The 23,159-nt window shown below is 68.7% G+C and carries 20 protein-coding genes; 6 read left to right on the top strand and 14 right to left on the bottom strand.

The window, feature by feature from the left end; all coding sequences use genetic code 11:
* A partial coding sequence (locus ACFYPJ_RS35560) for an ATP-binding SpoIIE family protein phosphatase (protein ID WP_389025746.1) occupies positions 1–952 on the top strand: 952 nt, incomplete at its 5' end.
* Between the two features lie 167 nt (positions 953–1,119).
* Entirely contained in the window at positions 1,120–2,583 is a 1,464-nt protein-coding gene (locus ACFYPJ_RS35555) for a catalase (RefSeq protein ID WP_389025745.1), read from the top strand.
* Positions 2,584–2,664: 81 nt separating this feature from the next.
* On the opposite strand, the gene ACFYPJ_RS35550 is transcribed toward ACFYPJ_RS35555, so the two are convergent.
* Complete coding sequence (locus tag ACFYPJ_RS35550; RefSeq protein WP_389025744.1) at positions 2,665–4,968, bottom strand: transglycosylase domain-containing protein; 2,304 nt, start codon at positions 4,966–4,968, stop codon at positions 2,665–2,667.
* 443 nt (positions 4,969–5,411) lie between these two features.
* Between ACFYPJ_RS35550 and ACFYPJ_RS35545 the strand changes: the two genes are divergently transcribed.
* From ACFYPJ_RS35545 to ACFYPJ_RS35530, 4 genes are all read left to right on the top strand, one after another.
* Entirely contained in the window at positions 5,412–5,936 is a 525-nt protein-coding gene (locus ACFYPJ_RS35545; RefSeq protein WP_389025743.1) for a PadR family transcriptional regulator, read from the top strand.
* Positions 5,933–6,622, top strand: coding sequence for an ABC transporter ATP-binding protein (locus ACFYPJ_RS35540; protein WP_389025742.1), 690 nt, complete (start codon positions 5,933–5,935; stop codon positions 6,620–6,622). Before ACFYPJ_RS35545 ends, ACFYPJ_RS35540 begins: the two co-directional genes overlap by 4 nt.
* Complete coding sequence (locus ACFYPJ_RS35535) at positions 6,619–8,958, top strand: ABC transporter permease (RefSeq protein WP_389025741.1); 2,340 nt, start codon at positions 6,619–6,621, stop codon at positions 8,956–8,958. The genes ACFYPJ_RS35540 and ACFYPJ_RS35535 overlap by 4 nt, the downstream gene beginning before the upstream one ends.
* Positions 8,959–9,063: 105 nt before the next feature.
* The gene (locus ACFYPJ_RS35530; protein WP_389025740.1) at positions 9,064–9,597 is read left to right on the top strand and encodes a carboxymuconolactone decarboxylase family protein; all 534 of its coding nucleotides are present in this window, start codon (positions 9,064–9,066) and stop codon (positions 9,595–9,597) included.
* Positions 9,598–9,683: 86 nt separating this feature from the next.
* On the opposite strand, the gene ACFYPJ_RS35525 is transcribed toward ACFYPJ_RS35530, so the two are convergent.
* The 13 genes from ACFYPJ_RS35525 to ACFYPJ_RS35465 form a co-directional block, all read right to left on the bottom strand.
* A complete protein-coding gene (locus tag ACFYPJ_RS35525) occupies positions 9,684–11,015 on the bottom strand; it encodes an AI-2E family transporter (RefSeq protein ID WP_389025739.1) in 1,332 nt (443 codons plus the stop codon).
* 167 nt (positions 11,016–11,182) lie between these two features.
* Entirely contained in the window at positions 11,183–11,896 is a 714-nt protein-coding gene (locus tag ACFYPJ_RS35520) for a lytic transglycosylase domain-containing protein (RefSeq protein WP_389025738.1), read from the bottom strand.
* A 400-nt stretch (positions 11,897–12,296) separates the two neighbouring features.
* Positions 12,297–13,622: a PhoH family protein gene (locus ACFYPJ_RS35515; protein ID WP_389025737.1), complete on the bottom strand. Its 1,326-nt coding sequence runs from the start codon at positions 13,620–13,622 to the stop codon at positions 12,297–12,299.
* 361 nt (positions 13,623–13,983) lie between these two features.
* Complete coding sequence (locus ACFYPJ_RS35510) at positions 13,984–14,757, bottom strand: isoprenyl transferase (RefSeq protein WP_389025736.1); 774 nt, start codon at positions 14,755–14,757, stop codon at positions 13,984–13,986.
* Positions 14,758–15,554: 797 nt separating this feature from the next.
* Complete coding sequence (locus tag ACFYPJ_RS35505) at positions 15,555–16,421, bottom strand: methyltransferase domain-containing protein (protein ID WP_389025735.1); 867 nt, start codon at positions 16,419–16,421, stop codon at positions 15,555–15,557.
* Positions 16,422–16,557: 136 nt separating this feature from the next.
* Complete coding sequence (locus tag ACFYPJ_RS35500; protein ID WP_389025734.1) at positions 16,558–17,106, bottom strand: GNAT family N-acetyltransferase; 549 nt, start codon at positions 17,104–17,106, stop codon at positions 16,558–16,560.
* A 209-nt stretch (positions 17,107–17,315) separates the two neighbouring features.
* Entirely contained in the window at positions 17,316–18,188 is an 873-nt protein-coding gene (locus ACFYPJ_RS35495; protein WP_389025733.1) for an LLM class flavin-dependent oxidoreductase, read from the bottom strand.
* A gap of 181 nt (positions 18,189–18,369) precedes the next feature.
* Positions 18,370–19,032, bottom strand: coding sequence for a hypothetical protein (locus ACFYPJ_RS35490; protein ID WP_389025732.1), 663 nt, complete (start codon positions 19,030–19,032; stop codon positions 18,370–18,372).
* A 1-nt stretch (position 19,033) separates the two neighbouring features.
* Complete coding sequence (locus ACFYPJ_RS35485; RefSeq protein ID WP_389025731.1) at positions 19,034–19,699, bottom strand: hypothetical protein; 666 nt, start codon at positions 19,697–19,699, stop codon at positions 19,034–19,036.
* Positions 19,696–20,970 carry a hypothetical protein gene (locus ACFYPJ_RS35480; protein WP_389025730.1) on the bottom strand — a complete coding sequence of 425 codons (1,275 nt, stop codon included), beginning with the start codon at positions 20,968–20,970 and terminating at the stop codon, positions 19,696–19,698. Before ACFYPJ_RS35480 ends, ACFYPJ_RS35485 begins: the two co-directional genes overlap by 4 nt.
* Positions 20,967–21,239: a hypothetical protein gene (locus ACFYPJ_RS35475; protein WP_389025729.1), complete on the bottom strand. Its 273-nt coding sequence runs from the start codon at positions 21,237–21,239 to the stop codon at positions 20,967–20,969. Before ACFYPJ_RS35475 ends, ACFYPJ_RS35480 begins: the two co-directional genes overlap by 4 nt.
* A 188-nt stretch (positions 21,240–21,427) precedes the next feature.
* On the bottom strand, positions 21,428–22,405 hold the full coding sequence (locus tag ACFYPJ_RS35470; protein ID WP_389025751.1) for a hypothetical protein: 978 nt from the start codon (positions 22,403–22,405) through the stop codon (positions 21,428–21,430).
* Between the two features lie 38 nt (positions 22,406–22,443).
* The gene (locus tag ACFYPJ_RS35465) at positions 22,444–23,103 is read right to left on the bottom strand and encodes a hypothetical protein (RefSeq protein WP_389025728.1); all 660 of its coding nucleotides are present in this window, start codon (positions 23,101–23,103) and stop codon (positions 22,444–22,446) included.
* Positions 23,104–23,159: the final 56 nt, after the last annotated feature.

Raw genomic sequence — 23,159 nt, 5'->3', positions numbered from 1 at the left:
CCGGGTCGCACTCGTCGTCGGCGACGTCATGGGCCACTCCATGACCTCGGCGGCGATCATGGGCCAGCTGCGCACCACCGCGCAGACCCTGGCCGGGCTCGACCTGCCGCCCCAGGAGGTGCTGCACCACCTGGACGAGCAGGCCCAGCGGCTGGGCACCGACCGCATGGCGACCTGCCTGTACGCGGTCTACGACCCGGTATCGCACCGCATCACCATCGCCAACGCCGGACATCCGCCGCCGGTGCTGCTGCACCTCGGCGGGGAGGCGGAGGTGCTGCGGGTGCCGGCCGGGGCGCCCATCGGGGTCGGCGGGGTGGACTTCGAGGCCGTCGAGCTGGACGCGCCCGCCGGGGCCACGCTCCTGCTGTACACCGACGGTCTGGTCGAGTCCCGGCTGCGGGACGTGTGGACCGGCATAGAGCAGTTGCGGGAGAAACTGGCCGCGACCGCGCAGTTGACCGGCCCGGATCATCCGCCGCCGCTGGAAGCGCTGTGCGACGAGGTGCTGGACATGCTCGGTCCGGGCGACCGGGACGACGACATCGCGCTGCTCGCCGCCCGCTTCGACGGGATCGCGCCGAGCGACGTGGCGTACTGGTTCCTGGAGCCGGAGGACGCCGCGCCCGGGCGGGCCCGCCGGCTGGCCCGGCGGGCGCTGTCCCGGTGGGGCATGGAGGAGCTGAGCGATTCGGTCGAGCTGCTGGTCAGCGAGGTCGTGACGAACGCCGTGCGCTATGCGTCACGTCCGGTCACGCTCCGTCTGCTGCGTACCGATGTCCTGCGCTGCGAGGTCGGCGACGACGTTCCGCAGTTGCCGCGGCTGCGGCAGGCGCGGGCCACGGACGAGGGTGGACGCGGGCTGTACCTGGTCAACAGGATGGCCCGGCGCTGGGGCGCCACGCGGCTGAGCACCGGAAAGGTGGTCTGGTTCGAGCTGAACCGGTCCTAGGGTTTCGGCAGGCGCCGTATGCCTGCGGCGAGCGCCGGGGCTGCGGCCCCGGCGCTCGCCGATCTTAGAACCGGTCCAGATGTTGCCGATGTCGCGGCGGCGGAGTTGACTTGCAGAGGCGAGCGAGGCGACCCGAACGAATCCCCATGCACGACGGGAGGAAGCTCGTGACGCAGACACCCCAGCAGACTCCGTACACCACGAACAACGCCGGCATCCCCGTGGAGAGCGACGAACACTCGCTCACCGTGGGTTCGGACGGTCCCGTCCTGCTCCAGGATCACTACCTCATCGAGAAGATGGCCCAGTTCAACCGGGAGCGGGTCCCGGAGCGGGTGGTCCACGCGAAGGGGTCGGGAGCGTACGGGATCTTCGAAGTCACCAACGACGTCAGCCAGTTCACCAAGGCCGACCTCTTCCAGCCCGGGAAGCGTACGGAGATGCTGGCGCGCTTCTCGACGGTCGCGGGTGAGCAGGGCTCCCCCGACACCTGGCGCGACCCGCGGGGTTTCGCGCTCAAGTTCTACACGGAGTACGGAAACTACGACCTGGTGGGCAACAACACACCGGTGTTCTTCGTACGCGACGCGCAGAAGTTCCAGGACTTCATCCGCTCCCAGAAGCGCCGGCCCGACAGCGGGCTGCGCGACAACAACATGCAGTGGGACTTCTGGACGCTGTCCCCGGAGTCCGCGCACATGGTGACGTGGCTGATGGGTGACCGCGGCATCCCGAAGACGTACCGCCACATGAACGGGTACTCCTCGCACACCTACATGTGGGTCAACGGCGGCGGCGAGCGGTTCTGGGTCAAGTACCACATGAAGACCGACCAGGGCGTCGAATGCCTCACCCAGGCCGAGGCGGACCAGCTGGCCGGTGTCGACGGCGATGTGCACCGCCGTGACCTGTACGACTCGATCGAGTCGGGCAACGCGCCGAGCTGGACCATGCACGTCCAGGTCATGCCGTTCGACGACGCCCCGGACTACCGGTTCAACCCGTTCGACCTGACCAAGGTGTGGCCGCACGGCGACTACCCGCTGATCGAGGTCGGCCGGATGACGCTGAACCGGAACCCGGAGAACTACTTCGTCCACATCGAGCAGGCCGCCTTCGAGCCGTCCAACATGGTGCCGGGCATCGGCCCGTCCCCGGACAAGATGCTCCTCGGCCGCCTCTTCTCCTACCCGGACACGCACCGCTACCGGATCGGCCCCAACTACGCCCAGCTGCCGCCGAACCGGCCGCACGCCCCGGTCCACTCCTACGCCAAGGACGGCCCGATGCGGTACGAGCCCGCCGCCACCGGTGCCGTGTACGCACCGAACTCGTACGGCGGGCCGGACGCGGACGTCGCCCGGTTCGGCGACATCGCCGGCTGGCGGTCGGCGGGCGAGATGGTGCGCGAGGCGTATGCGCTGCACCGCGAGGACGACGACTGGGGCCAGCCGGGCACGCTGGTCCGCGAGGTCCTCGACGACGCGTGCCGGGACCGTCTGGTCTCCAACGTCAGCGGCCATCTGAAGCAGGGCGTGACCCGTCCGGTGGTCGACCGTGCGCTGCTGTACTGGCGGAACGTCGACAAGGGGATCGGTGACCGGATCGCCCATGAGGTGAACGGCGACTGACCGTCGGGCCCGGGCCGGCGGCCCGGGCCGCGACCACGGCGCCCCGCGCCCCGTCCGGGGCGCGGGGCGCGGGTGTTCCGGCTATTGCTGACCGCCACCCGGGGGGAAGGGGTGGTTACTGGCGCTGTTCGACGGTGTGTCCGACGGGAACGGAGGCGGCGGACTCGTCGGCGTCTGTGACGGGGGCACGGACGGCGTCGTCGGTGACTGGCTCCCCGTGGGCGGCGCCGTGGGCGTCGCCGGAGCCGAGGAGGAGGGGGTCTGCGAGGGGGTCTCGGACGGCGGCGGCGTGGCGCTGTGGGTCGGCGACAGGGTCGGCTGGACGGCCGCGCCCTGCGTGGTGTCCAGGTCGAACTTGGCCTTCTGCGTCACACCGAACATGTAGGTCGCCCAGATCTCGGCCGGGTAGCCGCCACCGTTGACGCGGCCGGTGCCCGGGAGCAGCCCGGTCGCGCCGGTCAGGGTGGTCTGGTTGTGCGTCTTGGCGTCCTCGCCGAACAGGCCCACCGAGGTGACCAGGTCGGGCGTGTAGCCGTTGAACCAGGCGGACTTGTTGTTGTCGGACGTACCCGTCTTGCCCGCCACCTGCTGGCCGCTGCGCAGCGGGTTGTTCGCCACCGACTGCCTGGCCGTACCGTCGTCGACCACGCCGGTCAGCACCGAGGTCACCGTGTCGGCGGCCGTCCGGCTGATCACCTGGTCGCCGATCGGGTTGGGCATCTCGACGGTGCCGTCCTTCTTCTCCGCCGATTTCATGATCGACGGGGTGACCTTCTTGCCGTGGTTGTCGAACGTGGCGTAGATCCCGGCCATCTCCAGCGGGCTGGCGCCCATGGAGCCCAGTGTCTGCGCGGGCACCGCCTGCATGCCCTTGGTGTCCATGCCGAGATCCTTGGCGGTGCTCATCACCTTCTCCATGCCCACGTCGACGCCCATCTGCGCGAAGACCGAGTTCACGGAGTCGTTCATGGCCTTCTGGACCGTGATGTTGCCGTAGCTCTGGTCGTCCTCGTTGGGCGGGCCGAAGCCGACCTTGGTGCCGTTGTCCGTGACCTGGTGGCCACTGGTGCCGTCGTAGCGGGTGTTGACGCTGATCTGCTTGCCGTCCTGCGTCTGGGAGTCGTTCTCCAGCGCGGAGGCGAGGATCACCGGCTTGAACGTCGACGCGGGCTGGTAGTCCCGGCGGGTGGCGTTGCTGATGTAGTGCTTGTAGTAGTCGACGCCGCCGTACAGCGCGACGATCGCGCCGGTCTTGGGGTCGACGGAGACGGCACCGGCCTGCACGTTCCCGTCGACCGTGCGCTTCTTCGCGTCGAGTTTGGAAGTCAGCTGGGCCTTGATCGCCTTCTCCAGCGTGTCCTGCTTCTTCTTGTCGATGTTCAGGGTGATGGTCCAGCCCTGGTCGACGACCGCGCTCTCCGCCTGGGACCGGGTCAGCCCCTGCTGGTCGATCAGCTGCTGTTCCAGCTGCTGGTTGGCGAGGTCGACGAGGTAGCCCTTCTGCCCGTCGAGACCGGGTGCGCCCGTGGGCCCCTTGGGCACCGGGAAGGTCATGGCGTCACGCTCGGACTTGGGCAGCCAGCCCTCCTTGACCATGTTGTTCAGGACGTAGTTCCAGCGGTCCTTCACCAACTTCTTACCGGTCGGGGAGGCGACCCCCCAGTCGTAGTCGCTGGGCGCCTGGAGCAGCGCGGCCAGGTAGGCGCCCTGTTCGACCGAGAGGTCCTGGGCGTCGACGTGGTAGTACGCCTGGGCCGCGGCCTGGATGCCGTAGGCGTTGCGGCCGTAGTAGCTGGTGTTGATGTAACCGGCGAGGATGTCGTCCTTGGACTTCTGACGGTCCACCTTCAACGCGATGACCAGTTCCTTCAGCTTGCGCGTGACGGTCTGGTCCTGGTTGAGGTAGTAGTTCTTGACGTACTGCTGGGTGATCGTCGAACCACCCTGCGCGCCCTTGCCCGAGAGGGTGTTGAACAGGCCGCGGGCGGTGCCCCTCAGATCGACGCCGGAGTCCTGGTAGAAGGTCTTGTTCTCCGCCGCGACGAAGGTCAGCTGGACCTTCTTCGGCACCTTCGACAGGTCGATTATCTCGCGGTTGACCTCGCCCTTGCGGGCCAGCAGTGTGCCGTCGCTGTATTTGTAGACGTTGCTCTGGCGCTGGGCCGCCGCATTGCCCGCGGGCACGCTCACCAGCATGTACAGCACGAAGAAGGAGCCGATGCCGAGCAGGCACAGGCCGAAGAACGTGCCGAGGATCTTCTTCCAGGTGAAAAGCCTGCGTATGCCCGTCTTCCCGGACTTGCCCGCCGCGCGCGACGAGCGTCGCCGGGGCGCAGCGCGGTGGCCACCGTGCTGTCGCGCTCGTCTTTCTTCCGCTCGCCCCATAGGTCCGCTCGCTCCGCTTCCGTCTAGGTCAGCTCAGAAAGCTAACACCTGTCTCCATGACCGAGAGATGTCGATCTGTTCCGGTACGGGCGTCTGCGCGAGCGCCCGTCTTACCCGAACCGACGACCAGCGGGCTCCGAGGGTTGCCCAGTGGGGCAAAAGTGTGCGCTTCGCCAAACCCGCAACAAGATCCCTCCGCGCGCACCGCGCGGGCAACGCGCCCTGCTGCCGCGGCAGACCGGGCGACCGCCCGCTCCACGGCCACCAGGGACCGGGAGGCCGCGCCGGAGGCGGTCGCCAGGTGCCGGGAGGCCGCGTCAGGCCAGTCGCCACCTGTATCGGAATCGTGACAATCGGCCCCCACCTGCGCGGCCGCACACCCGGTCGCGACCTCTGCACTCCGCGTATACATGGGACGTATACACCCTGTGTAGAGTGCTGGCATGTCCATCGGTCACACCCTCCTAGGGCTCCTGGAGTCCGGCCCCCGACACGGCTACGACCTGAAGCGGGCCTTCGACGAGAAGTTCGGTCAGGACCGGCCGCTCCACTACGGCCAGGTCTACTCGACGATGTCCCGCCTCCTGAAGCACGGCTTCGTCGAGGTCGACGGGATCGAGGCCGGCGGCGGCCCCGAACGCAAGCGGTACGCCATCACGGACGCCGGGATCACCGACGTCGACCAGTGGCTGGCCAAGCCGGAGGCTCCGGCGGAGTACCTCCAGTCGGTCCTGTACACCAAGGTCGTCCTGGCACTGCTGACCCACCGCGACGCCGGGGTCGTCCTCGACACCCAGCGCGCCGAGCACCTGCGCAGCATGCGGATCCTGACCGACCGCAAACGCAAGGGCGACCTGGCCGACCAGCTGATCTGCGACCACGCCCTGTTCCATCTGGAGGCCGACCTGCGCTGGCTGGAGCTGACCGCCGCCCGCCTCGACAAGCTCCGTGAGCAGGTGACCCGATGACCCCGCCCTCCGGTTCCCTGCTCTGCGCCGAGGACCTGCACAAGGCGTACGGGCCGACCGTCGCGCTGAACGGCGCCGCGTTCTCCATCCACCCCGGCGAGGTCGTCGCCGTCATGGGGCCCTCAGGGTCCGGCAAGTCGACACTGCTGCACTGCCTCGCCGGGATCGTGCCGCCCGACTCCGGCTCGATCAGCTACGCCGGACGGGAACTCGCGACGATGAGCGACACCCAGCGCAGCCTGCTGCGCCGCTCCGAGTTCGGTTTCGTGTTCCAGTTCGGCCAGCTCGTCCCCGAGCTGACCTGCGTGGAGAACGTCGCCCTCCCGCTGCGGCTGAACGGCACCGCCCGCAAGGAGGCCGAGCGGACCGCACTCGGCTGGATGGAGCGGCTGGAGGTCGACGACCTGCGGGGCAAGCGGCCCGGCGAGGTCTCCGGCGGCCAGGGCCAGCGGGTCGCCGTGGCCCGGGCCCTGGTCACCGACCCGCGGGTGCTGTTCGCCGATGAGCCGACCGGCGCACTCGACTCGCTCAACGGCGAGCGCGTGATGGAACTGCTCACCGACGCTGCCAGGTCCGCCAACGCGGCCGTCGTCCTCGTCACGCACGAGGCACGGGTGGCCGCCTACTCCGACCGGGAGGTCGTCGTACGGGACGGGAAGTCACGGGACATGGAGCGCGTCGTATGAGCGCACGGCAAGGGGCCAGGGACCTGGTCATGGGGGCCCGCTTCGCCGTCACCGGGGGACGCGAGGGATGGGTGCGGTTCCTGCTGACGGCCGTCGGCGTGGGGCTCGGAGTGTCCCTGCTGCTGCTGACGACCGCGGTGCCGAACGCGCTCGCGGTGCGCCACGACCGCGAGGAGGCCCGCCTGGACTTCACCTTCGCCACCTCCCTCACGCCCCGGGCCGACAACACCGTCGTCGTCTCCGACGTCGACACGACGTACCGGGAGAAGAACGTCCGCGGGCGGCTGCTGGATCCGGAGGGGCCGCGGGCGCCGCTGCCGCCCGGTCTGGCCCGGTACCCGGCCAAGGGCGACATGGTCGTCTCCCCCGCGCTGCGCGACCTGCTCGCCTCGGACGGCGGGCGACTGCTGCGCGAACGGCTGCCGTACCGGATCGTCGGCACCATCGCGGAGGGCGGGCTCGTCGGCTCGCACGAACTCGCCTACTACGCGGGCGCCGACGGGCTGGCCTCCCAGATCGACGGCTACCAGGTGGGCCGCATACACGCCTTCGGCCATCCGAACCCGCCGCCCCCGACGGACGATCCCGTACTGGTCCTGCTCGTCCTCGTGGTGTTCGTCGCCCTGCTGACGCCGGTGGCCGTGTTCATCGCCACGGCCGTACGGTTCGGCGGCGAGCAGCGCGACCGCAGACTGGCCGCGCTGCGACTGGTCGGCTCGGACAGCCGGATGACCCGGCGGATCGCCGCGGGCGAGGCGCTGGCCGGCTCGCTGTTCGGACTGGTCCTCGGTGCGGTCTTCTTCCTGATCGCCCGGCAGGTCGCCGGGTCGGTCGAGCTCCTCGACATCAGCGTGTTCCCGAGCTATCTGAACCCCGCCCCCGCGCTGGTCGTGCTCGTCGCCGTCGCGGTCCCGGCCGCCGCGGTCCTGGTCACCCTGCTGGCCCTGCGCGGTGTCGTCATCGAGCCGCTCGGCGTGGTCCGCACCGCCCGGCCGACACGTCGGCGCCTGTGGTGGCGGCTGCTGCTGCCGCTGGCCGGTCTCGCCCTGCTGTACCCGATGCTCGGCCAGGGCCGCAACCAGGGGGACTTCAACCAGTACCTGGTCGTCGGCGGTGTAGTGCTGCTGCTGGTGGGCGTCACCGCACTGCTGCCGTGGACCGTGGAAGCGGTCGTCACCCGGCTCGGCTCCGGCCCGGTCTCCTGGCAACTGGCCGTCCGACGGCTCCAGTTGACCAGCGGCAGCGCGGCCCGCCTGGTCAACGGCATCGCCGTGGCGGTGGCCGGCGCCATCGCCCTGCAGATGCTGTTCGCCGGCGTGCAGGGCGACTACACCCAGCGGTCGGACAAGGACCTCACCCGGGCCCAGATGCAGGTGAACGTACCGAAGGGCGTCGACCTCGGGGCAACCGCCGCACGGCTGGCCGCCACCCGGGGCATGCGCAAGGTCACGGCGCTGTACGGGAGCGGGGTCGGCAACAGGGCGTGGAAGGACGGCCCGAGCCGTTCCGCCGAGCTGACCGTCGGCGGCTGCGCCGAGCTGCGCGAGGTCGCCGCGCTGCCCTCATGCCGGGACGGCGACGTGTTCGCCCTGCACGGCGGGAGCTACGACGGCGACACGCCGGCACTGTCCAAGCCTGGCACGAAGCTCTACGTGGACACCACCCTCCTCGGCCGCCCGCACCAGAAGGACGTCGTGCTGACCGTCCCGGCCGGGCTGAAGCACGCACGCTCGGTCAAAGGCCCGAACGGCGGCCACGTCGGCGGCTTCCTGCTGACCCCCAGCGCACTGCCCGCGGGGGCCGCGGACTTGCTCAACGGAGCGATCTACCTGTCCTTCGACTCGTCCGTGCCCGAGATCAAGGAGCACGTGCGCAACACGGCGGCGCGGATCGACCCGCGGATCGAACCGCTCGTCTGGGCGGCCACCGAGCAGTCCGCGCGGTTCACCTCCATCCGCACCGGCCTGTATGCCGGCGCCGCCTGTGTACTGGCGCTGATCGGGGCGAGCCTGCTGGTCTCGCAGCTGGAGCAGCTGCGCGAGCGCAGGAAGCTGCTGTCGGCCCTGGTCGCCTTCGGCACCCGGCGCCGCACGCTGGGGCTGTCGGTGCTGTGGCAGACGGCGGTACCGGTCGCGCTCGGGCTGCTGCTGGCCGCGGTGGTGGGCCTGGCCCTGGGCGCGGTGCTGCTGCGGATGCTGGCCGCCTCGATGAGCGTGGACTGGGTGAGCGTGCTGTCGATGACGGGCTTCGGTGCCGCGGTCGTCCTCGCAGTGACGCTGCTCAGCCTGCCGCCGCTGCTGCGGCTGATGCGTCCGGACGGGCTGCGCACCGAGTAGCCGCACGAACCGGGTGGCCACAGGGCGGTGCCCGTTCCTTCGCCGGCCGGCGGCGCGGCGGCCGTCCGCTGGACGCCGCCGTGCCGTCGGCCGGAGAGTGGGTCCATGTCCCTCGACTCCCTCAAGGCCCGCATTCCGGACTACGCCCAGGATCTGCGACGCAACCTCGACACGGTCGTCGGCGGCTCCGGCCTCACCACGCAGCAGCTGTGGGGCACGGTGCTGGCGACGGCCGTCGCCGTCCGATCCCCCGTCGTCCTGCGCGAGCTGGCGCCTCAGGCGCGGGCGAACCTGACGCCCGAGGCGTACCGGGCCGCCAAGTCGGCCGCGGCCGTGATGGCGGTGAACAACGTCTTCCACCGCACCCGCCATCTGCTGTCGGACCCCGGGTACGGCTCCCTGCGCGCGGGCCTGCGGATGAACGTCCTCGGGGACCCCGGGGTCGGCAGGGCCGACTTCGAACTGTGGTCGTTCGCGGTCTCCGCGGTCAACGCGTGCGGTGTCTGCCTGGACACGCATGAGCAGGCGCTGCGCGAGGCCGGTCTCGGCCGGGAGACCGTACAGGAGGCGTACAAGATCGCCGCGGTGGTCTACGCGGTGGCCACGACGGTGGAGGCCGAGGAGGCACTTGGCTCATAGGGGGCGAGCCCAGGATCGAGCGCGGCACCGTCGCGGCTGCTCGCGACGGTGCCGCGCCCTGGAATCCGCCGGGACGCCCGGCCCGCTCACTGCTGGGCGGCGGGAGATTCCGTGTCGGCCGGGGTCGGTTCCTCTCGGGGGGCCGGAGGGTTCACGCGGATCCGGCCGGCGCTGCGCAGCGCCTGTTCCTCGGAGTACGCCCGCAGATAGCCCACCACCGTGTTCGTCACCGCCACCAGGGGTACGGCGACCACGGCGCCGCCGATGCCCGCCACCATGCCGCCCGCCGTGACCGACAGCACGACCGCGAGGGGATGCACCCGCACGGCGCGGCCCAGGATGAAGGGCTGGAGGATGTGTCCCTCGATCTGCTGGACCGCCAGGATCACCACCAGCGTCATGCCCGCGGTGAACACGCCCTGGGTGACCAGGGCGACCACCACGGCCAGCGCGCCCGAGGCGACCGCGCCCACGAGCGGGATGAACGAGAACAGGAAGATGAAGACGGCGAGCGGCACGGCCATGGGGACCTTCAGGAAGAAGATCCCGAGGCCGATGAAGATCGCGTCGATCAGTGCGACCAGGACCGTGCCGCGGACGTAGGCCGTCAGCGTGCGCCATGCCCGCGGGCCCGCGCCGGCCACGCCCGGCCGGGCGGCGGCGGGCACCAGCTTCAGCGCCCACTGCCAGATGCGTTCGCCGTCGTACAGCAGGAACAGCGTCGAGAAGAACACCAGCAGGATGCCGGTCAGCGTCTCGACGACGACCTGCACGCCCTCCAGGCCGGCCGACGTGATCTGGTCGGTGTTGGCACCGACCGCCTCCCGCAAGGACTTGGCGATCTGGTTGATCTGCTTGTCCGTGACGTGGAACGGGCTCTGCAGCAGCCACTTGCGCAGATCGTCGATGCCGCTCTGAACTTGGTCGGAGAGGTTGTCGATGTTCTCCATGACCTGCCAGGTCACGAACCACCCGATCAGCCCCATGACGACGAAGCCGAGGATCGCGGTGAGGGCGGTGGCCGGGCCGCGCGGCACGCCGTGGCGGGTCAGTCTCGCCACCGTGGGCTGGAGCAGCGCGGTCACCAGGAGCGCGATGACGAAGGCGAACACCACCAGCTCTATGGAGCTGATGACGCGCATCAGCACCCACACCGTGCCCGCCAGCACCAGCAGCCGCCAGCCCGCCTCGGCGGCGACCCGCACGCCCCAGGGCACCGCCTGTGCGGGATCCGGGCGGATCACGACCGGGGCCTCGGCCGGTTCCCTGTGGCTCTCCGGCACGGGCTCGGCCACGGGTGGGTCCGGCGGATCCGTGGTGTCCGGTTTCTGAGCCGCCACCCTGCGTTCGTCCAACCGTTCACCCATCTGCGTCAGTCCGGCGCCGATCCGGCCGAGCCATCCTGGCACTCGCGACATGATCCGTCCTTCCCCCGCATGCCCCGGGCGCTTTCCACCACTTCTCCCGGGAATCGTCCGTACGACCGTACATGGCAACAGCCCCTCCCCGTAGGACGGGAAGGGGCTGCGCGGGGTTGAGCGGAACGGAAGCCGTCGTACTCATGACGGCGGCTGCCGTACGTGTCTCAGTACCAGTTGTTCGCCTGCCAGAACGACCATGCCTCGCACGGGCTGCCGTAGCGGACGTTCATGTAGTTGAGGCCCCACTTGATCTGGGTGGCCGGGTTGGTCTGCCAGTCCGCGCCCGCGGAGGCCATCTTGGTGCCGGGCAGCGCCTGGAAGAGTCCGTAGGCGCCGGAGGAGGCGTTGACGGCGCGGTAGTTCCAGCTGGACTCGTGGTTCACGATGTTGCTGAAGCACTGGAACTGGCCGCTCGCCACCATCTGGCGTGCCATCGCCTGGATCTGGGCGGTGGTGTAGGAGCTCTGGACGGCGAAGCTGGCGCTGGAGACGGTGCTCTGGCTCTCCTGCTTCTTCTTCGCCTCGGCGCGCTCCTTGGCCTCGCGCGCTTCCTTCTCGGCCTTCGCCTTCTTCGCGATCGCGGTCTCGGCCGCCGCCTTGCGGGCCGTCGCCTCGGCGTCCTTCTTGGCGCTCACGTCCGCGGCGATGGCCTGCGCGTCCGCTTGCTGTGTCAGGGAGGCGGTCTGCACCTTGGCCTGGTGTCCCGCGGGGATGTCTGCGAGGAGCGTCGCGTCGGTGGCTGTCGGGTCGGCGTCGTTGTTCTGTGCGACGCTGCCCGAGGCAACTCCGACAACGCTTCCGACGGCGGTGACCGCGGTGGCCGAAGCCACTGCGAATCCCCGGACCGAAATCCGGCTCACACGGTTTCCTTCCAGCATCGCCCGCTTCGGTGACCCTGGCGGACGCCAATCGTGCCCCTGGCACTGGCCTCCCAACTGCGGGGTCACGGGAGGCGCGGGCCCGGTGGGCAACTCCCGGCTGGGGAGCGCCGCGTGGTGCTCGGGCGGCATACGACGGCGCTATGGAGTTGAGTGTGATGCTGTTGGTGTGCCGTTCTGCTGGGGGCACAGGTGTGTCGTATGCGGGGCCTGACAGGAGTGAGACTCTGCCGTAACCCGACACCGGTAGGCAATTCCGAGTTGCGTGTGAAAGCTCACATCCCGTTTGGCTCAGGATTTTCTCCGGATACCCCGGACACCGCGGCGCCGCCCGGCTAGGCTCAAGCCTTTGCCCGACGGCGCCAACCAGCGAGTAACCGACCCAAGTTGAACAGTCGGGTCAGATGTGTCCGTCCTCCAGCATTTCGGTCACAAGCGCAGCGATCTGGGACCTTTCGGACCGGGTCAGGGTGACATGCGCGAACAGCGGATGCCCCTTCAGCTTCTCCACCACGGCGACCACACCGTCGTAGCGGCCGACCCGCAGATTGTCCCGCTGCGCCACGTCATGGGTCAGAACCACCCGCGAATTCGCACCGATCCGGGACAGAACGGTCAGGAGTACGTTCCGTTCGAGTGACTGCGCCTCGTCCACGATCACGAACGCGTCGTGCAGGGAGCGTCCCCGGATGTGGGTCAGCGGCAGGACCTCCAGCATCCCGCGCGCGGTGACCTCCTCGATGACCTCGCGGCTGGTGACCGCGGACAGCGTGTCGAAGACCGCCTGCGCCCACGGGCTCATCTTCTCGGCCTCGGTGCCCGGCAGATAGCCCAGCTCCTGCCCGCCCACCGCGTACAGCGGCCGGAAGACCATCACCTTCTGGTGCTGGCGGCGCTCCAGGACCGCCTCCAGACCCGCGCACAGCGCCAGCGCCGACTTGCCGGTGCCGGCCCGGCCGCCCATGGACACGATCCCCACGTCCGGGTCGAGCAGCAGATCGAGGGCGATCCGCTGTTCGGCGCTGCGGCCCTTGATGCCGAACGCCTCCCGGTCGCCGCGCACCAGGCGGACAGCGCCCTCCGCCGTCACCCGGCCGAGGGCGTTGCCGCGCTCCGACTGGATCGTCAGACCCGTGTGCACCGGCAGGTCGGCGGCCTCGGGGACCTGGACGTGCCCGTCCTCGAAGAGGATGTCCACCTGTTCGCCGGCCAGCGTCAGTTCGGACATACCGGTCCAGCCGGAGGAGTCCGTGATGGCCAGTTCCGCGCGGTACTCCTCGGCGAGCAGCCCGACGGAGGACGCCTTGATCCTGAGGGGCAGGTCCTTCGAGACGACGGTGACGTCGAACCCCTCGGCCTGCAGATTGCGGGCGACCGCGAGGATGCGCGAGTCATTGTCCCCCAGGCGGTAGCCGGTGGGCAGCACGCTGGGGTCCGAGTGGTTGAGCTCGACACGGATGGTCCCGCCGAGGTCCCCGATCGGGATGGGGGCGTCGAGGCGGCCGTACCGTACCCGCAGGTCGTCGAGCAGACGCAGGGCCTGCCGGGCGAAGTAGCCGAGTTCGGGATGATGCCGCTTGGCCTCCAGCTCCGTGACCACGACGATCGGGAGCACTACCTCGTGCTCGTCGAACCGGGTCAGGGCATTCGGGTCGGCCAGCAGGACGCTGGTGTCGAGAACATAGGTGCGCCGGTCTGGCTTGTGGCGCTTTGTGCTGGTCACCACGGAAGGACGTACCCCCTCGGATGAGGTCGGGGAGCGACGATGGAGCTGGGCCGGTCGTCGGCCGCGATGCACGCGCGCGGGCCGAGAACCGGCCCTCCGCGGCTTTTCCGTGCAGTGACCGCACGGTCGGGCTGGTGCAAAGGGCCTCCCGGGCGGGCAGCCCCGTGCCGCCCGCTGAGATCCGACACCCGTGGTTCGGGCGTCGACCTGCTTGCCTTATGCCCTCCACGATGCATCGCCATGCAAATGCATGGCACGGCGCACCGATGAACTCCTTGTTACGTCCACCACAACAACGGCGAACCGGACGTTTGCCGCACGGATGACCCGAGGACCTGCGCGGTCCTGTCCGGCCCGTCGTTCAGCCGCCGTAGCGCCTGTGCCGCGCCGCGTAGTCGCGCAGCGCGCGCAGGAAGTCGACCTTGCGGAAGGCCGGCCAGAAAACCTCACAGAAGTAGTACTCGGAATGGGCCGTCTGCCACAGCATGAATCCGGACAGCCGCTGCTCGCCGCTGGTCCTGATCACCAGATCGGGATCGGGCTGGTCACCCGTGTAGAGGTGGCGGCCGATCATGTCGACGTCCACGGAGTCGGCCAGGTCATCCATGGCGACGCCCCGGTCGTGGGCGTCCAGGATCATGGAGCGCACGGCGTCGGCGATCTCCTGCCGGCCGCCGTAGCCGATGGCGACGTTGACCAGTATCCCGTCGACGTGGGCCGTGGCCTCCTCGGCCTCCTTCAGCGCCATCTGCATCGGGGAGGGCAGCAGGTCCGGGGTGCCGACGTGGTGCACGCGCCAGCGGCCGTCGGCCGCCAGGGTGCGTACGGTGTCCTCGATGATGCCGAGAAGCGGGAACAGCTCCTCGTGGGCGCGGTCGAAGTTGTCCGTGGACAGCAGCCACAGGGTGACGACCTCGACGTTCGTCTCGGAGCACCAGCCGAGGAACTCGCCGATCTTGTCCGCGCCGGCGCGGTGGCCGTGGACGGTGCTGGATCCCGCGGCCTTCGCCCAGCGGCGGTTGCCATCCATGACGACGCCGATGTGCTTGGGCACCTGAGCGTGGTCCAGGTGGCCTTCCACCCGGTGTGCGTACAGCCTGACCAGAAGGCTGCGCAGCTTGTCGCGCAGGTTCACGTATTGTCAGCCCCTCCATACGGTGCGGGTACGTCCCCGCGGGACCGCAGCCTACTCCTGCGGGGCTTCAGCCCGGTTCCGGGGTGCGCTTGGTGGGCGGGTCGCGCGCGCCTCTCATGGGGACGGCGTACGCCCGGCGAACGGTTCCGCGCCTGCCCCGAGCGGAACGCACACAAACCCGCGAACCGGCACGTGGACCGGCGTACAGCAGGCGCATGAAAAAACGGGCCGGTCCGTGGGGGGGAGACGGACCGGCCCGAGGGGGGGTTTCCACCATAACCCTTCGTGAGGGATTTCGGGTGCATCGGCGTGCGACAACTACTCTCCGAAGTCACCCGGCGACGCCCGGATGCCTCTGGAACCCGTAATTCAGACGCTTCCCCTGGCCGATTCACAGCGGATTCCCAGGCAATCGGACCACGCGTCGATGGATAGACAGGCACCGGGCGTCACCGCGTCCGGCCCGCGCGGCGTGGCACCGTCCCCCCGACGGGCGACCCCCGGCAGCGAACGGTGGCTTGACGGGCGCACGGAAGCATTTCGGCACCGCGCAGTCCCCTCCACCGCACGGTGCCGACCGCGCGGTTTTGCTCACGCGAATTACCTTGGTCCGAACCTAGGGGAGAGGTTCCGCAGATGCGAGACGCGCGCGGTAACGATGTGGAAACCTCGCGGGCACGTGACGCCGGAGACCATCCCGCGGCGGCACGGCCGGGACCCGGCCCGCGACCACCCGCGCAGCCGCTGTGGACGGCAGTTCCCGGCCAAATCTGCCGCACGCCCCGTGGACCGGACCGTCAGCGGCCCGGTTTGCGGGCGTCGAACAAGTGCCGGGTGCTGTGCGCGACGAAGGCGCCCTCGGCTTCGATCCGCTCGTGCAGGGCACGGAGCCGGGGCTCGTACGCCGCCACGGTGAAGCCGGGGACGATCCAGACCACCTTGCGCAGGAAGTGGACCACGGCAGCGATGTCGTGGAACTCCATGCGCAGCCGCTCCGCCCGCAGGTCGACGATCTCCAGCCCGGCGCGCTCGGCGTCGGCACGCTCGCGGTCGGGGTGGCGGGCGCCGCGGGTCCGCTCCGACTGCGGGCCGAGGAAGTACTCGACCAGTTCGAAGACGCTGGCCGGGCCGACGTGCTGCGCGGCATAGCTGCCGCCCGGAACCAGCACTCGGGCGATCTCGTCCCAGTGCGGCCGTACCGGATGCCGGCTGAGGACCAGGTCGAAGGTCTCGTCGGCGAAGGGCAGCGGGGCGTCCTCCGGCGAGGCGACGACCACGGCACCGCGCGGGCGGAGCAGGGCGGTGGCCTTGGCGACGTTGGGCGGCCAGCCCTCGGTGGCGGCGAGGAGCGCGGGCCGGGCCGGGGCCGCCGCGCCCAGCGCGAAGTCGAACACCTCGCCGCCCCCGGTCTGGACGTCCAGCGCCGCGCCCGCCCGGGCCAGCCGGCCGGCCGCCGCACGGGCATACCCCCAGGACGGCCGCTCCTCGGTGGCCCGCCCCTCGAACCAGGAGAAGTCCCAGCCCTCGGTGGGCACGGCGGCGCCTTCGGCGACGAGTTCGCCGAAGGAACGCCCGCGACCGGCCGACGGACGGCCGTCACCCGCATCCGCGCCTCCACCCGGGCCCGCATCCGCACCGGCAGCGCTCAGACTCGTCTCGTCCATGGGGAGATCGTCGCAGGACGCCTCCCCGACCACCGCTGATTTTCTTCTGTCCTTCCCGGCCCACGACCGGCCCCGCCTTCTCCCGCTCCGTACGTCCGTCATCTTTGTCTTTGGGCCTGCAGATCCGCCGAGACCTTCAAGCCCGCAGATCCCCCGAGCCCTCCGTACCTTCCATACCGTCCGTACCGTCCGGCGTCCGCAGGACAAGGAGGACATGTCCCTCGTCGTCGAGACCGCTGCCGGAGTCCTCGAAGCCGTGGCGCTGGAGGAGGCGGACGGATGCCGTGTTGCCGGCGAACGGGTCGGCGTACAGCGGCCGGGTGCGCTCCTGGCGGAGCAAGAGGCCGAGGGCACGGGACCCGACGCCCCGCCCCCAGTACGCCCGCCCCAGCCAGTACCCGACGAACCGGCGGCCGTCCTGCCCCCAGGAGCAGATGTTCCCGGCGATCTCACCGTCCTCCGTGACGGTCCACGCCCGGCAGTCGGGGTCGCCGAGCACCCGCCCCCGCCAGTGCGCCAGGAAGGCGTCCCGCTCCCGGGGCACGAACCTCGACCGCCGGACGGCCTCCGGATCGTGCTCGTAGGCGAGGAAGACCTCCAGATCGGCATCGACCACCGGACGCAGCCCGACGACACCGGCTTCCGCACGCCTGCCAGACCCTTCACCTGATCGCCCTGCACTCATCTCGTCCCCCTCCCGGTACCGGACCTGCCTCCGGCTCGGACTCCGTCTTGGCAACCGAGTCTTGCAGGCCCCACTGACAATCCCGGGGCGGCGGACGCCTACGGGGGAGGCATGCAGCCGGATGGCTACGGCAGAAGGCTTGCTGCCGGATGCCCATAGCCGAGTGCCTAGGGCGGGACGCTTACGGCCGGACGCATACGGCCGAATGCCTACGGCAGGAGGGGCCGGACCTCCTCGGCGGCGAACCGCACGAAGCCCTCGGGGTCCGGCTCGTCCCCCGTCGGCTCCAGGACCACGCTGTCGGCCCCGGCGGCCGCGTACTGCCGTACGGCGTCGGCCACGGCTGCCGCGTCCCCGGCGACACCGACGTCGGCCCCGGCGCCCTGCCCCCGGGCGGCCAGTTCGGCACGCACCCGGGCGGCGGCATCGGCGCCGGTGCCCGCGAGCAGATAGACGACGACCTGGTGCGGACCGGTACGCCCCGCCGCCGTACGCCCCTCGTCGATGAGCTGCCGGGCCCGGCGGACGCCGTCCGGCGATGTGTCCGACGTGAGAATCGTGCCGTCGGCCGCCTCGCCCGTCAGCCGCATCGTGCGGGGGCCGGTGGCACCGGCGAACACGTCCACGGCCGACTCCGGCGGCCAGTCGAGTGCGACGTCGTCCAGCTTGACGTACCGCCCTTCGACGTCGAGCCGCTCACCGCGCAACAGGGCGCGCAACGCATCCAGGTGCTCCCGCAGCAGCGTCAGCGGGGACTCGGCACGCGCCCCGACCTGCCCCATCCACTCCTGCACACCGTGCCCTACACCGACGAGGGGCCGGCCCGGGAACATCCGGTGCAGCGCGGCTACTTCCATCGCCGTGATGGCGACGTTCCGCAGCGGCACGGGGAGCAGCCCGACTCCGACCCGCACCCGCTCGGTCCAGGCGAGTGCGGCGGCCGCGGTGGAGATCCCGCCCTCGCGGAAGCAGTCCTCCCACAGCCAGAGCTGCTCAAGACCAGCATCGTCCGCCAGCCGCGCCACCGCCTGAAGCCGCTCCGGGGGAAGTTGGGGACGGAAGACGGCGCCGAGTTCAGTCATGGGGAGTTCCTGATGGTCGGGTCGGGGTGGGACAACTTCTCTACGGGGTGGGTTGTTTGACCATGAACACGGGGCTGGGGCTCGCCCCTGCTGGTGGTTCCCATCAACTCAACTTGCTTCGAGGTCGAGCGACACATCGCTGACGCAGTGGCTGTCTGCACGCAGAGAACGGCGGCCGGCGTCATCCAGTGGAACGCTGACCGACAACGGAGCGCTTCACGCCGGCAAGCTGGGCTCGGGAGAGTGCCTCAGGAGAGAACCCTCGCTCGCCGCCCGTCGTCGCGGCAGCGAGTTGGTAGAGCACGAACAGACGCCTTGGGCCAGGAACCGCGACGACTCCAGCAAAACGTGGGTCGCCAGCAAACCAGACTGTCGCCACTTGAGCGGTCTTCTCGGTCTCATAGCCACGGCCGAGACGACGCCGCCACCACACGGATCGCACATGACCGTGAAGGATGACCCGAACCAAGGTGTCTGGTCGGTCAGGATTAGGAAACGCAAGCCAGACATCACCGAGCTTTGCCCCGGGGATTTGCCCGATCCCGCTCTCAGGAGTCTCTTGACTCCGCCACGGATACACCTTCAGGATTCGGCGCATCTGCACAGCTGAGACAATGTACTGACGCTGGATAAAAGCTCGGTACAACGCGTAGAGGGAGAGTGGCAACAAGAACCACATCGACCATTTCCCCAGAAGTATCATGAGCACGAAGGCGCCGAGGCTCATTACTGGCCAGAGTACCTGACCAAGTACGGCAAAGGTGAAAAGTTTTGTCCAGGCGTCTTTGGTTGCGGCTTCTTCCCAAGCGACGGATGACGCCGGTGAGTTTGACGTGGAGGACATGTCACACATCGCCATCATGGGTCGGTAGCGGATTGTCGAAGGTAACCATGCGGGCAGTCTCCCGTAGCAGGTTCCGGTAGTGGTCGCTGTGGTGCGTGGCCGTTGTCGAGAGAGTAAGGATGGCCAGCCTCCGCGCATCTGGATACGGCACGTAGGCGGTGGCCTGAAGCAACTCCTGCGTCACGCCGTCGACCTGCGGCGTAACGCGGGTTTCCACCAGAGAGCCTGGACCACAAGGCAGATCGAGGATCTCCCTGTGCACAGCATCGGAGACCGCCGCAGCCGAACGAGCAGCTGTCACGCTGCGCGGTGCCCAAGCGGTTTCCCGCCAGGCGAGCGTAAAGAGCGACAAGAGCAGACTGTCGCCTCCCTCGTCGTCGCGATGCATTCCCACCGAACAATGGATGACCCGGGTCCACGCCAACATATAGGTGAGACGGCGCACCGGTGCGAGAGGGGGCACAAGGTGTTCTCGGCCCGGAGAGCCGTCCGGCACCGCCAAGCGTTCGGCCGAAGGACCGCCCACGTGCTCCTCGCCCCCCGATGTGCCCTCCCCTGCGAGAATCCTCTCGACGGGAAACGGCATGAAGCCCGGTGGGAGCGCGAACCAGATATCCGCGTCGGGCATCTGCGCGGACGGGTCAATGGCGAAGGCGTCCGAGCTCATGAAGCTTCCGACACCCCCCTGAAGACGTACTTCAGAATGCTGGCCGTGCCTGTCCCGTCAATCGCGCCTGTTCGAACTCCGTCCAGAACGTTCGACGTCATCTTGGCCCCGTCGCTGTCCAACGTGTCGTAGACGCTACCCGCAAGCCCGTAGACGGCCGTTCCCGCTCCGAGCCATGTTGCTGTCGCCTCCACCTTCGGCAGGATCTGCTCAGTACGCGCCCCGAAAACTCTCATGCCTTCCAGCACGCCCGGTGCATCGGAGATCGCGACGGCCTCCTCGCGGATCGACGCTCCAACCGTGGCAACCCTCTGCGTGAACGTGAAAGTCCCGTCCGCCGCACGTGCTGCGACAGACAATGCTTCGGGCGCCTTCAGGAGTCCCTTGCCCACGGCCCCGATCCCCGGAATGGCGCCAAGTCCGTCTCCGACAACGGCAACGATATTGGTCCAGAAATCAAGATCGAGTTCACCCTTCGTGAATCCGTCTTCCAAAGAAGCGAACACCTCGTCGTCCTGCAGCCGCAGAGCGAGTGATGTTCCGCTGAGCAACGCCGCACCGACGAGAAGCATCGCCACCGCCAGCGGTCCGGTCGCGAACAAGGCGATCACGCCTAAGACCGCCGCACACGCGCTGAGGATGTCGGGCAGATTGTCGCCCAGCCAGTCCGTGAACCTGTCCCACGCACCCGGCTCGTGCGGAGCCAGTTTCGTCGTGGCGTCGCTGATCTTTCCGGCGCGGTACCGGGCCTGCTCCGCGTGTTCCTCGGCGAGTTTCCTCGCCTTGCCGATGATCTCGTCGAGGTCGGCCTGAGCCTCTTGGACCGCGGTGTTCGCGTGGGTGAGTGTCTTTCGGGCGTCGTCGTTGCGGGTGCCCTTCTTCTCCAGGTCGGGGGCGTTCTCCGCCTTGCTCGCCCGCCCCTTCGCAGAGTCCAGCACCGCCTGCGCGTCCCTCGCATCGCTCTCAAGACGCACGGCTCGACGCTGGAAGTCGTCAAGTTCGCCTTCCCAACGAATCAATTGCCGGGCGGCCTTGCGGATGGAGTGCTCGGCGTTCTTGAGGTTCAGAGGCAGTGCCCCGCCCTGCAATTCCTCTCGGAATGCAACCGCCGCATCGCCCTGCCAGTAGCTGCCGTCCATCAGCTTGGTCACCAGGTCACGGCTCTCCTCCAGGGCCATCGCACAGTTCCCGAGCTTCTTGTGCAGATCACTGACAGTGTCCGTGCTGCCCGGCGCGGGATCGAAACCCAGGTGCGGGTAGTCAATGCTCACGAAGAACTCGCTGACTTGCTCTTGCCTTCCCTGGCCTTCTTCAGCGCCTCTTCGAGGGCCTTGTCCACCTCGTTGTAGCTGTCCCTGCTCTGCCCGATGATCTCGGCGAGGGCCTCGGTCTGCTTGCCGATCTGCTCAGTGCCGTACTTCCAGTCCTGCTGAAAGTCCTCACACGCGGCGTCCAGGTCGTCCGTGCCCAGCCCGGTGACGGTGGCATCACTCAACGCCTTGCGGAGCCCCTTCAGGGAGTCGCTCGATTTCTTCAACATCTTCATGAAGTGGGCAAGTTCGTCATCGTCAACGGCCAGCCGGTCCGCCATTCGATCTGCCGCCTCTCCCCGTTGCTTGCAGCGTGCATAAGCCTGCCAGCTTATCCGTTTCACCCAGGACGAGCCGGGCGATCCCCCGCGTGAATGGCGGGAGTTCGCCCGACCGTGTCGCTTCCGATCCAAGGCGGTCAGCGGTTGACGGCCTGGATCTCCTGTACGACCACGTCCTGCGTCGCGCCGAACGAGCCATCGGGCAGATCACCACCGGCGCCGCCGGTGCCGGTCCAGGTGATCTTCCAGGTGACCGTGGCCCTGAGCGGGTACGAACCCCCACCCGAGGAGCGCAGGTACTTCACACCGCACGGCGGGGTCTGCTCAGCCTTGCCCCGGGCGTAGGGCTCTCCGATGCTGCCGTTGCTGATCCCGCACACACCGGACGCCGGGTAGGTGACGGCGTCCGCGGTGCCCGGCTCGATCTTCAATGAGAGCGGTTCCGCCGTCGCCGTCGCCGTCAGGTCGAGCACCGGAACGGACGCGGTGACAGAAACCGGCTTGAAATCGGCCCCGTCGAGCCACGCCCAGGTCGGCAGGTTCACCTTGGTCTGCCCGGCGGGCGCCAAGGTCACCTTCGTCCCTGGGACACGGATCTCGTTGTAGGCGAGCCCGGCCAGGATCTCCGGCGTGATGACGTTCTTTATGCCGGCGGGCGGGGCGTCACCCTTGTCCACCCAGAAGTATTCCTTGTCGTAACAGGCGTCCCAGCCCGGGGGATAGCTCTCGTTGACGTACGAGCCCCACCAGTAGCCGTCGCCAGCCTTGTCCTTGTTGAAGCCCTTGTCAGGGTCGAGAGCGTTGTACTTCTCGCGCTGCTTGGAATCCCACTCGTAACCCGTGGAATCCGCCGCCCAGATCGGCTCCAAGTGTGCCTGCAAGTTTTCTGGAGTGTATTTCGGAGCGTACCAGCAGGCCGGCGGTTTCCAGGAAGTAATAGGCGTCAGCCGACCCTTGGAGTTGTCGGTGCCGTTCTTCGGAGGGTCGAAGGCTACGGCGCCGACGGTGACAGAGAGGCCACCGTCGTCGTCGGCGTTAGCTTTCTGCTGTGTCTGGCCCTCCGTCCCACCGCCGAGTCCTTTCTTAGCGTAAGCGGGACTGGTACCTGCGAGCACAAGGGCTGCCAGTCCGGAAACAAGGATCAGACGGCGGATCAAGGCTGACACTTTGCACTCCCCCTCTGCGACTCCAGATGCCCAGTCACCCAGACGCCGTCCTTGTTCTTTCGCAGTTTGCTGGCATAGATGACGTAGTCGTCCTTCGACGTCTGTGTGACATCCGTCTTTCCCGTCTTCAAGAACTTGTTGAACGCCTTGCTCTGGTCTTCGCAGTACACGAGTGCTGCCGTGCCGTTATCTTCGACAGTCACGCCCTCGTTGTAATAACGGGTCAGTCCGGTCGTACGCGCTTTATAGTCGACGAAATCCTGGATGTACTTCTGACTCCCCGCGGCCGCCTCGCCCTCCGAGTAGAACCGATAAGCCGCATGCAGCGAATTCTGCTCGGCGATGGCCATGTCCACCGCTTTGATGCGCTGCTCAGCATCATTGAGCACCGCATCCTTGACCGGATCGCCAGTCTTCTTCCATTCAAACTTGTATGTAACATCGGACGGTAGTTTGATCTTCGGGCGTTCGACACTCACCGAGGCCGACGCAGTCGGCGACACCGACGTCTCACCTCCCGTGTCCGCACCCGCGATCCTGTCGCTGTCCTTCCCCTTGGGACTGTCATCGCTCCCGCACGCGGACAGCGACAGGGCCGCGGTGGCGGTCAGCGCGATCGCTGCGAGCAAGGTGGGGCGGCGGTTCACGGTCGGCTCCCGGTGACTTGAGGCTTCTCTTCAGCGAACCAACGCTATCCAGGGAC

Source organism: Streptomyces sp. NPDC006012, assembly GCF_042871185.1.
Taxonomy (GTDB): Bacteria; Actinomycetota; Actinomycetes; order Streptomycetales; family Streptomycetaceae; genus Streptomyces.
The sequence above is the reverse complement of the archived record's forward strand: the minus strand, read 5'-3'. Positions and strand labels throughout refer to the sequence as shown.

Excerpts from the sequence above, each read along its gene's own strand:
- ACFYPJ_RS35540 (WP_389025742.1), top strand. The coding sequence starts at position 5,933 with ATGACCCCGCCCTCCGGTTCCCTGCTCTGCGCCGAGGACCTGCACAAG.
- ACFYPJ_RS35490 (WP_389025732.1), bottom strand. The coding sequence starts at position 19,032 with ATGTCCTCCACGTCAAACTCACCGGCGTCATCCGTCGCTTGGGAAGAA.
- ACFYPJ_RS35475 (WP_389025729.1), bottom strand. The coding sequence starts at position 21,239 with ATGTTGAAGAAATCGAGCGACTCCCTGAAGGGGCTCCGCAAGGCGTTG.
- ACFYPJ_RS35485 (WP_389025731.1), bottom strand. The coding sequence starts at position 19,699 with ATGAGCTCGGACGCCTTCGCCATTGACCCGTCCGCGCAGATGCCCGAC.
- ACFYPJ_RS35525 (WP_389025739.1), bottom strand. The coding sequence starts at position 11,015 with ATGTCGCGAGTGCCAGGATGGCTCGGCCGGATCGGCGCCGGACTGACG.
- ACFYPJ_RS35545 (WP_389025743.1), top strand. The coding sequence starts at position 5,412 with ATGTCCATCGGTCACACCCTCCTAGGGCTCCTGGAGTCCGGCCCCCGA.
- ACFYPJ_RS35505 (WP_389025735.1), bottom strand. The coding sequence starts at position 16,421 with ATGGACGAGACGAGTCTGAGCGCTGCCGGTGCGGATGCGGGCCCGGGT.
- ACFYPJ_RS35495 (WP_389025733.1), bottom strand. The coding sequence starts at position 18,188 with ATGACTGAACTCGGCGCCGTCTTCCGTCCCCAACTTCCCCCGGAGCGG.
- ACFYPJ_RS35500 (WP_389025734.1), bottom strand. The coding sequence starts at position 17,106 with ATGAGTGCAGGGCGATCAGGTGAAGGGTCTGGCAGGCGTGCGGAAGCC.
- ACFYPJ_RS35535 (WP_389025741.1), top strand. The coding sequence starts at position 6,619 with ATGAGCGCACGGCAAGGGGCCAGGGACCTGGTCATGGGGGCCCGCTTC.
- ACFYPJ_RS35520 (WP_389025738.1), bottom strand. The coding sequence starts at position 11,896 with ATGCTGGAAGGAAACCGTGTGAGCCGGATTTCGGTCCGGGGATTCGCA.
- ACFYPJ_RS35550 (WP_389025744.1), bottom strand. The coding sequence starts at position 4,968 with ATGGGGCGAGCGGAAGAAAGACGAGCGCGACAGCACGGTGGCCACCGC.
- ACFYPJ_RS35530 (WP_389025740.1), top strand. The coding sequence starts at position 9,064 with ATGTCCCTCGACTCCCTCAAGGCCCGCATTCCGGACTACGCCCAGGAT.